This is a genomic window from Ectothiorhodospira lacustris (genome assembly GCF_022227845.1).
Classification (GTDB): domain Bacteria; phylum Pseudomonadota; class Gammaproteobacteria; order Ectothiorhodospirales; family Ectothiorhodospiraceae; genus Ectothiorhodospira; species Ectothiorhodospira lacustris.
In genome coordinates, this window is the sequence record NZ_JAJNQN010000024.1 from 23,925 (window position 1) to 34,998 (window position 11,074).

Here is an 11,074-nt window from a genome sequence, read left to right on the forward strand (position 1 = left end):
ACATCCGAAACGTCCATTATGCCAGAGGCCCTGCACCGCGGTATCCGCGTTGCCGACGGTCAGACAGTACAGCCCCCCCACACCCGGGAAGCCGGGCGTTCGCGACAGCGTCGAGACAATGGGTCATCAATCCTTCCTCGCCACCTGATTCATTGCAGTTCCCGGGACACTCCGGCAAGATCAAACACCTGCCCGCACGACCTCATCTCAGGAAAGCCAAAGAACTGGACAAATTGCGCGACATCAACCCGCTGGACGGATATCTGTGATTCCAAGATCTCCGGCTCCAAAAATTCAGCAAGGACTTCAACTTCGTTTTCCGTATGAGCTATCAGCTCATTTATTATTGGAAGATGTCTTTCCGCAGTAATATATAGTTTTTAATTTTCAGCTTTCTGAGTAGTACAGAAGGGAGACTTGGTGTTCCATCCCGAAGAGGTCGCGGTCACGTTAGATTGCCCCTGCCGAAAACGGTCATGTCACTTATAACCAAGTTTTATGGTAGCTATTCAGGCTGTCGCAGCCAACCGCAGGTCTTCGAAGGGGAAGCGCCGGATGGACTCGCGAAAGTCACGCAGCCTCACGAGCAGGTTGGTGGCGGGATGCTGCTTGATACGGCGCCAGCTGCCATCAGCAGGCACTTTGACCGGCTTGGCCGCCAATCGGACACTCAGCATCTCCAAGGCATCGAACAACTGCATAATCAGCGTCATCCTTCTGCGCATGGGTCATGCCGTCGAGTTCCGCTTGCGTAGGGCGCTGGAGCTTCATACAGGACAAGATAGCCTATCGAGGGAAAAATGGGCAGACTGCAGGCGGGGAGCCTGAACAGTTACTTTTTATGATCCATTAATCGCTCTATCCAGTAAATTGAGTGTACATGCGTATCCCACTCTCAGGAGGGTGATGTGGATAAAGGCGACGAACGGCCCACACCTGAATTCAAGCCGTGTACGGAAACACCCGCATATCGTCAGTGGCTGCGCGATTCCGGTCGCGCCCCTGAAAGGCTCTGCGTCGAGGCGCAACGCCTGGGCCTGTACTGCCGGTATGCCGGTGTGGGCCTGTGGGACATGTCCGTGGTGGAGGCGGATCCTCTCAACCCCGATAACGTCTTTTTCTGGTCGGAGAGCTTTCGCAGGCTTTTAGGTTTTGAGACTGAAGAAGAATTTCCCAATCGCTTGGAAAGCTGGTCTTCCCGCCTGCATCCCGCCGACAAGGCCCGCACCCTGCAGGCCTTCCACAAACACCTGCTGGACCGGAGCAACCTGACACCTTACGACCTGAAATACCGTCTGAAATGCCGGGACGGGCACTATCGCTGGTTCCGGGCCACCGGCGATACCCAACGAGATGTCGGCGGGCACCCCATTCGCGTCGTCGGCTCGCTGATCGACATTCACGAATCCACCCTGAACCAGCATGCCGCCCAGCAGGCGGAGATTCTCAAAGAGCTCAATCGCTTCCACGATGCCGCGGCCCGTCTGGCCACCGCCAATGCCCGGCTTCGCATTGACCGCATGGAAGAGGGCCTGAATGAGTGTCTGGGCATCCTGGGAAACTTCCTGGATGCAGACCGAGCCTACCTGTTCAGCAATAACCTGGTTGAGCGGTACTGGAGCAACACCCATGAATGGTGTGCACCCGGTGTAAATGGTTATATTGATGAACTCCAGCACGTGCCCTTCGACTGTGCCCCCGGCATGGTTGATGGTTTTCAGCAGGGAGAGCCCTTCATCGTCACCAGCCTGGATAATCTGCCTCCCGATAAGGGCACTTTCCGGAAGTTTCTGGAAATGCAGGGCATTCGCTCCGTGATCCTCCATCCCCTGCTCACGGACGGCGAATTGCTCGGCTTCGTGGGCTTTGACGATATCGAGGAAGAACGGGACTTTTCCTCCACGGAGAGGGCCATGCTCAGTCTGGCCGCGGAAAACTTTGCCGCTACCCTGGCCAGGCAACAACACTATCAGCATGTACAACAGGCCAAGGCTGAACTTGAAATCGTCAATCAGCGTTTGCGCGAGGCCCTGGAAGAGGTTCAGCGCCTGGCTCGTACAGACCCGCTGACGGGGCTGTCCAATCGCCGCTGGATGCAGGAATGTCTGGCCAACGAGGCGGCCCGCCGCTTACGCACGCCCAGTCCGCTTTCGATCATCATCATGGACGTGGATCACTTCAAAAAGATCAATGACCAGTTCGGACACAACGTGGGTGACAAGGTCCTGAGAAGACTGGCGGACACACTCAAGGATACAGTGCGCTGTAATGATGTTGTTGCACGTTGGGGTGGCGAGGAATTCATGGTGATGGCGGCGGATACGGATCGACAGGAAGCCCTGAAGCTGGCGGAACGCCTGCGGGGAGAAGTGGCCAGGTTGCGAGTGCCGCCCCTGAGACGGATTACCATCAGCCTGGGACTGGCAGAGGCCGGCCCGGGGGAAGACCTCAACCAGCTCATCGTGCGTGCAGATCGCGCCCTGTACAAGGCAAAAGCCGAGGGCAGAAACCAGACCGTACTTGCCGAACTTTCCTGAGCCCTACATGACCGCCCTGGACCTGATCTCGCTCCTGTCCTTTCTGCTCTTTCTGGGCGCGATCATCGGCGCCGTCCTGGGCTGGGTGGGTTTCTTTCACGTACGCGCCCTGCGGCAAAGGGTCTTCCGGCTGGAGCAGGCACTGGCCGGTCGGCAATCCACGGCACCGATCCCGCCCCCTGAAACCGATCAGGCGGCGGAAACACCCCCGCCGGATCCGCAACTGGTCACGGCTACGCCCCCATCCGCCCCACCCCCGGATCCCTCGTGGTCCACCGATGGGGCGCCGGGACGCCCGGCCTGGCTGGAGCATCTGTCCCGGCACTGGATGATCTGGCTGGGCGGCCTGTGCGTGGCCCTGGCCGGCGTCTTCATGGTCAAGTACAGCATCGATGCCGGGCTGCTGGGTCCTTGGGGACGGGTGATGATGGGGCTGGGCACCGGGATCGGCCTGCACGTCCTGGCCGAATGGCTACGCCGCAGGAACGGACCGGACCCGTCCATCGCCGCCCTGGCCGGCGGCGCCAGCATCACCCTCTACGCCGCTCTGCTGGCCGCCCTCCACCTGTACGACCTCATGGACCCCAGGCTGGTCTTCGCCCTGCTGGCCCTGGTTTCCCTGTTCACCATGATGCAGTCCCTGCTCCACGGCCCTGCCCTGGCGGCCGTGGGTCTGGTGGGTGCCTATGGGGTTCCCCTGCTGGTGTCCGAAGAGAGCGGCAACATCCTGAGTGCCCTGCTCTACGCCCTGATCATCAGCGCCGCCGCCCTGCTGCTGTTGCGGCGGATATTTCGTACCTGGCTCTGGTGGGGCGTGGTGGTCGGCGCCCTGGGCTGGTGGCTGCTGTCCCTGACTATCCCCCAGGCCGATGGATTCCGGGGCCTGTATCTGGCCTTGCTGGCCTGGGGCGTGCTGGCCATCCCCACCTTCGACTGGCGCCTGGATCGCGGCGAGCCCGCCGATACCCGGCCCGGACATCGACCCATAAGCCTGTTTGGCCGGGTGTTTCGGCTGGACCAGATCACCCTCGTGCTCATCATCCTGGCCTGGGGTCTATCCATCCGGCAACAGGGCTTTGACGACCAGGCCCTGTGGCAATGGGGGCCGATGGTGCTGCTGTCGGCCCTGGCTGCCCGGCATCGGGACAGCCTGCGCTGGCTGCCCTGGATGACCCTGGGCGTGCAGTGGTCGGCCTGGATGGCCGGAGCCATGGTCTTCGACTGGATAGGCGGGCAGTATCGATTGATCGGCATTGACGCCGATCTGCAGCCGGCCTTTTTGCAATTTGCCGCGCTCATGGCCCTGCTCTATGCGGTCATGGCGGCCCTGCACCTGCGGGGACGGGGATTTTCCCACCCCTGGGCCGCCCTGGCCTTTGTCTCCCCGCTGGCCTGGGTGGCCCTGGCCTATCTGCTGACCGAAGACCTGTCCCGCTCACCGGGTTGGGCCGCGGGCCTGTTCCTGATGGGCATGATCTACGGCGCCATCGCCGCCTGGCGACTGGAACGGCGCCCGGGTGAGGCCGGTGCCGGGGTCTGGTTTGTCATCGGCGGGCATCTGGCCTACTCCTTGGCCGCCGCCGTCATGTTCCGCGAGGCCGGTTTGACCCTGGCCCTGTCGGCCCAGCTTCTGTCTCTGGCCTGGGTGATGAAGCGCTATCAACTGCCTTGGCTGGATACCCTGATCAAGGGCATCCTGGTGCTGGTGGTGATCCGCCTCACCTTCAATCCCTGGATCCTGGGCTATCCGCCCGAGCTGCACTGGTCCCTGTGGACCGGTGGCGGCGCCACCCTGTTCTGCGCACTGGCCGCCTGGCAGACCCGCTCCCGGCCCGATCTGCAACGCTGGCTGGAGGCGGGCACCCTGCACTTGCTGGTCCTCACCCTGGGGGCCGAGGTCCGTTACCAACTCTATGACGGCGACATTTTCATTGCCCGCTACAGCCTGACGGAAGCCGCCATCAACGCCGCTCTCTGGTCGGGCCTGGCTCTGACCTACCGGCAGCGAGCTCGCCATAGTATGTCGCTTGCCAACCTTTACCGGCTCTGTTCCAGGCTCCTGCTGCTCATGGCCCTGGGCAGCTATGCCCTGGCGGTCACGGCCCTCAATCCCCTGTGGGGGCTGGAAACCGTCGCCACCCGCCCCATCGCCAATCTGCTGCTCCTGGCCTACGGCCTGCCGGTGGTGATGGCCCTGCTGGTGGCCCGCTACCACGAAGCGCATTTTCGTCCCGCCGCCCTGGCCATCGCGGGTCTGGGCCTGTGGTTGTTCATCACTTTGGAGATCCGCCACCTCTGGCAGCGGGGGGCGCTGTCCATCACCCTGCCCACCGGCAACGGCGAGCTCTACACCTACTCCGCCGCCTGGCTGATCCTGGCGGCAGGCGCCATCGTTGCCGGCGGCTACTGGCGCGGCACCCGGCTGTACCGGGCCGGCATGGCCCTGCTGATCATCGTCATTGCCAAGCTGTTCCTGGTGGATCTATCGGGCCTGGACGGCCTGTGGCGGGTGGCCTCCTTCATGGGACTGGGTCTGTCACTGCTGGGGCTGGCCTGGCTGCACCGGCGCATGGGTGAAATTCGGCAGGTATAATTCCGCCCTTGCCCCTCTTCCGATTACGGACCTGCCCCATGCTGCGCATCACCGAATTGAAGCTGCCCCTGGATCATCCCGAAGCGGCCCTGCGCGAGGCCATCGTGACGCGCCTGGGGATCGACGCGGCGGACCTTGTCGGCTTTCGTCTGTTCCGGCGCAGCTACGATGCCCGCAAGAAGCACAGCGAGATCCAGTTCATCTATACCGTGGACGTAGAGGTCCGCAACGAAGCGGCCCTGCTCAAGCGACTGGCCCAGGATCGGCATGTAGGCCCGGCACCGGACATGCGTTACAGGCCGGAGGTGCATGCACCGGAAGGTCTGCGGGAGCGCCCGGTGGTCGTAGGCTTCGGCCCGGCCGGCATCTTCGCCGCCCTGATCCTGGCCCAGGGCGGCTTTCGACCCATCGTGCTGGAGCGGGGCCCCGAAGTCCGCCGGCGCACCCAGGACACCTGGGGCCTGTGGCGCAACGAGGTCCTGAACCCGGAATCCAATGTCCAGTTCGGAGAAGGCGGGGCCGGGACCTTTTCCGACGGCAAGCTCTACAGCCAGATCAAGGACCCCAGGCATTACGGGCGCAAGGTGTTTGAGGAGTTCGTCAAGGCCGGGGCACCGGAAGAGATCCTCTACAGCAGCAAACCCCATATCGGCACCTTCCGCCTCGCCGGCGTCGTGGCGCAGATCCGTGAAGAGATCAAGGGACTGGGTGGCGAAGTACGTTTTCAGCACAAGGTCACGGACCTGCTGATGGAGGACGGCCGCGTGCGGGGGGTAGTGCTGGCGGACGGGGAAGAGATCCTGAGCCGTCATGTGGTCCTGGCCCTGGGCCACAGCGCCCGGGACACCTTCCGCATGCTCCATGCCCGCGGGGTATTTATGGAACCCAAGCCGTTCTCGGTGGGCTTTCGCATCGAACACCCCCAATCCCTGATCGACAAGGCCCGCCTGGGCAAGTATGCGGGGCACCCCAAGCTGGGCGCGGCCGACTACAAGCTGGTCCACCATGCCGACAACGGGCGCTCGGTCTACAGTTTCTGCATGTGCCCGGGCGGGACCGTGGTGGCCGCCACGTCCGAACCGGAGCGGGTGGTCACCAACGGCATGAGTCAGTATTCCCGCAACGAACGAAACGCCAATGCGGGGATTGTGGTGGGTATCTCACCGACGCAGGATTATCCCGGCGGTCCGCTGGCGGGCATCGAATTGCAGGAGCGGCTGGAATCCCAGGCCTATCGGCTGGGGGGTGGCAATTATCACGCCCCGGCCCAGCGAGTGGGGGATTTCCTTGCCGGCCAGACCTCCAGTGCCCTGGGCAGTGTGGAACCCTCCTACAAACCGGGCGTCACGGCCACGGATCTGGCCCAGGCCCTGCCGGACTTCGCCATTCAGGCCATGCGCGAGGCCCTGCCGATGTTTGATCGGCAAATCAAGGGGTTCGCCATGGGCGATGCCGTACTCACCGGGGTGGAGACCCGTACCTCCGCGCCATTGCGCATCACGCGCGGCCAGGATCTGCAAAGCCTGAACCTCAAGGGTCTGTACCCGGCGGGCGAAGGGGCCGGCTATGCCGGCGGCATCCTCTCCTCCGGGGTGGACGGTATCCGCGTGGCCGAGGCGGTGGCCAGAGATCTGATCAAGCCACTTTAGGGAAACGCTGAACAGGTCTCCTTCCGTCCCTTCCGTCCCTTCCGTCCCTTCCGTCCCTTCCGTCCCTTCCGTCCCTTCCGTCCCTTCCGTCACTCCCGCGAAAGCGGGAGCCCAGAATGCTCAGCCCGTGACTGGATTCCCGCCTGCGCGGGAATGACGGATACTCGGAGCATCGCTATCTGCCTGACGGCCTCGGATTCCCGCCTGCGCGGGAATGACTTCTTCAGAAAATCCTCGGCATATGCGGCGTTTTCATCCTGTCACGGGGGCGGGATACACTCTGCTTCTCTCACCCGCAAGTTATCCCAGGTCAGATGGATTTCCCCCTCAACATCTCTCAGTGGTTAATGGCCAGTCTCGTGATCGTCATCGGCGCCGTCATCCAGGGCGGCATCGGCTACGGCGTGGCATTGCTGGGGGCGCCCTTGCTCTACCTGATCCATCCCCAGTTGATTCCCGCGCCCATGATCATCATCGGCATGACCCTGCCGCTGCTGATCCTGTCCCGGGAATGGCGCGCCGTGCGGCCCAGGGACGTGGCCTGGGCCCTACCCGGCAGTCTGGCCGGCACGGTGCTGGCCGCCGCCCTGCTGGGCAGCATCGCGGAAGATGTCATGGGGATATTACTGGGCAGTCTGGTGCTGCTGGCCGTAGCCCTGAGCCTGGTACACCGGGTACCCGAGCCGCAACCGGCCCATCTGGTGGGCGCAGCGGGGCTGTCCGGTTTCATGGCCACCATCACGTCCATCGGCGGCCCACCCTTAGCCCTGGCCTTTCAGAATGTCACCGGTCCCCGGCTACGGGGCACCCTGTCGGCCATTTTCGTGCCCGCCGGCCTGCTGTCCCTGACCGCACTCGGTCTGCTGGGTCGATTCGGGGGTACCGAGATCCTGCTGGGGCTGTCACTGCTGCCGGCCATCCTGGTGGGATTCCGAATCTCCGTCGGGGTGGCCGGCTATCTGGACCGTCACTGGCTGCGGCCTGCCGTGCTATGGTTTTCCGGTATCGCCGGCGTAGCCGCCATCGTGCGCGCGGTGATCTGACCCCCGGATCAGTCATCAAGTACATCACCAAAACACAGGGCATGGACATCGGTCAGATCCCAGTCCCGAGGGTCCTCACGTTGGATGATGGATTCATCGCACCCGGGGCGGGATAAATCCATTACCACCGGAGATATTTTCCGTGCCCGGTTCACCGAATAAAACGTCCTGACGACGGGTTTGAGCAGTGAACCTTCCGACTGCTCCATGACAACCGCCAGTTTCCCGGAACTCAACCGCACCAGCGAGCCCGCGGGATAGATTCCCAGTACCTTGACGAAGGCATGAAAGACCACAGAATCAAAGTGATTGCCCGTCCAACTCATCATCTTTTGTAGTGCGATCGAGGGATCCCACCCCGACCTGTAGGGACGGTTTGATGTAATGGCATCGTAGACATCGCAGACCGCCCCCATCTTTGCCGGTATGCTGATCTGATCACCGACCAGCCCATACGGATAACCGGAACCGTCCATCTTCTCGTGATGATGGAGGCAGACATCAAGCGTGGCAGAGTCGCCGGGCACACCCTGAGCCAGGAGCGTTTGACCGCCTCGCTGCGGATGGGACTTCATGAGCTCGAATTCAGAGTCCGACAACTTTCCCGGCTTGTTGAGAATCTCCTGTGGAATGTCAGACTTCCCGAGGTCGTGCATCAATCCCGCAATACCCGCTTCCTTGACCTGGGCATCGTCGAATTTCAACTCTCGGGCCAACGCCATCATCAAGGCCGAGACAGCCACCGAGTGCATGTAGGTGTACTCATCCAATTTCTTCAGCCGGCTCAGACTGATCAAGGCGCTGGGATTACGGACAATGGAATTCGATATCTGCTCGACGATATTCCAGGCCACGTTCATGTCCACGGCATTACCCATGCGCGCCTCGGAAAACATTTCCGCCACAGCGTTCTTGGATAAATGAAGGATTGTTTTGGCCTGGAGCAGCTCTTCTTCCATGGTAGTCGGCGGCAGGTGGTGACGCATATCCGCCGCTTTCTCAAGCTGAGCGTCCACTCCGGACTTCCTATGATCCAGGGATGCTGACTCCCGGGTGCAGCCCACATCCTTCCCCTTGGCGCTATCAATCCAGACTTCCTTGATATGGCTGGCCCGAATGATTTTTAGATCATGGGGATCGGACAGCAAGAAGCGCGTACGCCAGAAGGGATGATCCATCCATGAACCACAAAATTCCGCGATGTACACACCCAATCTCAGGTCTTCGACACGGATCTTCTTGAGCAATGTCCTTTCACCCCAGTATTGACCGGAAGCCAGGCCGATCCTCCGTTGTGATCTTACTATCCGGCCTTTTCAAACTCCACCAACAGCACCGCAAACGAAAAAAGGCCCGCAATCAAGCGGGCCTTTTTTCAGAAGGACGACAAAGACGTCTTCAATAATTTGGAGGCTGGGGTCGGAATCGAACCGGCGTCCACGGCTTTGCAGGCCGCTGCATAACCACTCTGCCACCCAGCCATGGGTATCGACAAGTGAAGCGCGGATTCTATCCGGATGCCCTCTACTTGGCAACCCCCCGCTTGCTGCACTGCGCCGACCGCATCATCTTCCCGACGGCCGAAACAGCCCTTCCCTGGACTGGAAACGCAAAAAAGCCGCCTTTAAAGGCGGCTTTTTTGCTTGATTTACAATGACATGTCTGGAGCGGGAAACGAGACTCGAACTCGCGACCCCAACCTTGGCAAGGTTGTGCTCTACCAACTGAGCTATTCCCGCATCACTTGATGGCGCGTATTCTACATCCCTGTTTCAGTGTGTCAACACTTTTTTTACGTGACGGAGTTCCTGGCGTCATCGCGCGCGCCTTTCAAGCCTGTTGATCCCCATGCCCTGAAGATAACCTACCCACACCGCCAGCATCCACAGCGTCACGGACCCGGCCACATAGCCCGCCACCATCCCCACGCGCCCCTGTTGCAACCAGATCAGCGCCTCCAGGCTGAAGATGGAAAAAGTGGTAAACCCACCACAAAATCCGGTGAGGACAAACTGACGAGTGGCAGGACTGACCGCAAACGAGCCGCCCGGCTCGGTCAAGGCGGCGTAGAAGCCGATCAGCCAGGACCCCAGCAGATTCACCACCAACGTGCCCCAGGCAAAGGTCGGCCCCATCAGGGCGAGGGCGGCCACCGACAGCAGATGTCGTGACAAGGCACCCAGACCACTGCCAAGAGCCACGGCCAGATAGATCGGGCGCTGACTGATCATCAGAGGCTCACCCGACCAATCACACCCCGTACCGCAGTGTAGGCCAGCGCGGCAGCGCTCAGGCAGAGCGTCACGGACAGAAGAATATTCAGGAGGGCCTGCATCGGTCGCCCGTCGCGCAACAGGATCAGGGTCTGCAGACTGAAGGAAGACACGGTGGTGTAACTACCCAGGATGCCCACCACCAACCAAGCCCACATGGGGATCCACGCTTCACTCAGACCACCGGGCGGCATCCACGCGGCGGCTGCCATACCGATCAGGAGGGCACCGCTGACATTGACCACGAGGGTGCCCCAGGGAAAGGACACCCCTGCGCTTGCGCTGACCCACCCGGTCATCCAGTAACGGGCCAGCCCGCCCAAGGCGCCGCCCAGCAGGATGAGGGTCAGAGACAGCGGGGCCAGATTCACGGAAGGGATCGCATCAGCCATGCCGGTCATTATGCCGGTTACGTTTTACAGAAATAACCACCTCCTTCTCCCAAAGCTTGAGACAGGACACCGAATCCATGGTCGAGGGAACATAAGCTGTATCGTGGAATCCATAGAAATGGGTCTTCTGTCCTTAATCACGGAGTTCCCAGGTGTTTTCTGGCCAATGGATTCTTTACCCAATCAATCGTGTAGGAGGTTTGCATGAAGCAACATCACACATTAATTGCCGCGCTGTCCGTCTTCCCTCTGGCCTTCCTGATAGGCTGTTCCGACCGAGGCCCCGCTGAAGAAGCCGGTCAGACGGTGGACGAGGTGATGGAAGAAGCCCAGGAACGTTACGAAGATGCTGTGGACGCCACGAAAGAGGCGGTGGACGATGCCGCCGAAGCCGCCGGCGATGCCGTGAATGAGCCTGGCCCGGCGGAAAGAACCGGTCGTGAAATCGACGGCGCCATGGAGGAAGCCGAAGAAGCCGTGGAAGACATGAGGGAATAACTTAGTGTCCCGCGGGGCAAGGGGGATTAATAACCCATGCCCCCCCCCCGTGTGTAGTTTAAAAAATTTGGGGTTATTAAATATAGCGC

The 11,074-nt window shown here is 61.2% G+C and carries 9 protein-coding genes and 2 tRNA genes; 5 read left to right on the forward strand and 6 right to left on the reverse strand.

All coding sequences use genetic code 11. The features are described 5' to 3' along the window. Positions 1-509: 509 nt before the first annotated feature. A complete protein-coding gene (locus LQ956_RS14500) occupies positions 510-701 on the reverse strand; it encodes a hypothetical protein (RefSeq protein ID WP_238630293.1) in 192 nt (63 codons plus the stop codon). Between the two features lie 207 nt (positions 702-908). Here LQ956_RS14500 and LQ956_RS14505 point away from each other — a divergent pair, with 207 nt between their 5' ends. From LQ956_RS14505 to LQ956_RS14520, 4 genes are all read left to right on the forward strand, one after another. Continuing rightward, positions 909-2,537, forward strand: a complete 1,629-nt coding sequence (locus LQ956_RS14505; RefSeq protein WP_238630294.1) for a GGDEF domain-containing protein — start codon at positions 909-911, stop codon at positions 2,535-2,537. A 7-nt stretch (positions 2,538-2,544) separates the two neighbouring features. Continuing rightward, entirely contained in the window at positions 2,545-5,130 is a 2,586-nt protein-coding gene (locus tag LQ956_RS14510; RefSeq protein WP_238630295.1) for a DUF2339 domain-containing protein, read from the forward strand. A 38-nt stretch (positions 5,131-5,168) separates the two neighbouring features. Next, positions 5,169-6,779 (forward strand): NAD(P)/FAD-dependent oxidoreductase, encoded by a 1,611-nt coding sequence (locus tag LQ956_RS14515; protein ID WP_238630296.1) that lies wholly within the window; start codon positions 5,169-5,171, stop codon positions 6,777-6,779. A 347-nt stretch (positions 6,780-7,126) separates the two neighbouring features. Next, positions 7,127-7,822: a sulfite exporter TauE/SafE family protein gene (locus tag LQ956_RS14520; RefSeq protein ID WP_238622950.1), complete on the forward strand. Its 696-nt coding sequence runs from the start codon at positions 7,127-7,129 to the stop codon at positions 7,820-7,822. A gap of 8 nt (positions 7,823-7,830) precedes the next feature. Here LQ956_RS14520 and LQ956_RS14525 read toward each other — a convergent pair whose 3' ends face one another. From LQ956_RS14525 to crcB, 5 genes are all read right to left on the reverse strand, one after another. Further along, positions 7,831-9,069 carry a cyclic di-GMP phosphodiesterase gene (locus LQ956_RS14525; RefSeq protein ID WP_238630297.1) on the reverse strand — a complete coding sequence of 413 codons (1,239 nt, stop codon included), beginning with the start codon at positions 9,067-9,069 and terminating at the stop codon, positions 7,831-7,833. A 160-nt stretch (positions 9,070-9,229) separates the two neighbouring features. Continuing rightward, positions 9,230-9,303: transfer RNA gene (locus tag LQ956_RS14530), tRNA-Cys, on the reverse strand. 182 nt (positions 9,304-9,485) lie between these two features. Further along, positions 9,486-9,561 (reverse strand) — tRNA-Gly (locus LQ956_RS14535). Positions 9,562-9,636: 75 nt separating this feature from the next. Next, positions 9,637-10,053 carry a fluoride efflux transporter FluC gene (locus LQ956_RS14540; RefSeq protein ID WP_238630298.1) on the reverse strand — a complete coding sequence of 139 codons (417 nt, stop codon included), beginning with the start codon at positions 10,051-10,053 and terminating at the stop codon, positions 9,637-9,639. Then, the gene (gene crcB, locus LQ956_RS14545; protein WP_238622953.1) at positions 10,053-10,487 is read right to left on the reverse strand and encodes a fluoride efflux transporter CrcB; all 435 of its coding nucleotides are present in this window, start codon (positions 10,485-10,487) and stop codon (positions 10,053-10,055) included. Before crcB ends, LQ956_RS14540 begins: the two co-directional genes overlap by 1 nt. A 204-nt stretch (positions 10,488-10,691) precedes the next feature. Between crcB and LQ956_RS14550 the strand changes: the two genes are divergently transcribed. Then, entirely contained in the window at positions 10,692-10,985 is a 294-nt protein-coding gene (locus LQ956_RS14550) for a hypothetical protein (protein WP_238630299.1), read from the forward strand. The last annotated feature ends 89 nt before the right edge of the window (positions 10,986-11,074 follow it).

What these genes read in the sequence shown, in the direction of transcription:
- LQ956_RS14500 (WP_238630293.1), bottom strand. Translation starts at nt 701, where the DNA reads ATGCAGTTGTTCGATGCCTTGGAGATGCTGAGTGTCCGATTGGCGGCC.
- LQ956_RS14510 (WP_238630295.1), top strand. Translation starts at nt 2,545, where the DNA reads ATGACCGCCCTGGACCTGATCTCGCTCCTGTCCTTTCTGCTCTTTCTG.
- LQ956_RS14515 (WP_238630296.1), top strand. Translation starts at nt 5,169, where the DNA reads ATGCTGCGCATCACCGAATTGAAGCTGCCCCTGGATCATCCCGAAGCG.
- LQ956_RS14520 (WP_238622950.1), top strand. Translation starts at nt 7,127, where the DNA reads ATGGCCAGTCTCGTGATCGTCATCGGCGCCGTCATCCAGGGCGGCATC.
- LQ956_RS14540 (WP_238630298.1), bottom strand. Translation starts at nt 10,053, where the DNA reads ATGATCAGTCAGCGCCCGATCTATCTGGCCGTGGCTCTTGGCAGTGGT.
- crcB (WP_238622953.1), bottom strand. Translation starts at nt 10,487, where the DNA reads ATGGCTGATGCGATCCCTTCCGTGAATCTGGCCCCGCTGTCTCTGACC.
- LQ956_RS14550 (WP_238630299.1), top strand. Translation starts at nt 10,692, where the DNA reads ATGAAGCAACATCACACATTAATTGCCGCGCTGTCCGTCTTCCCTCTG.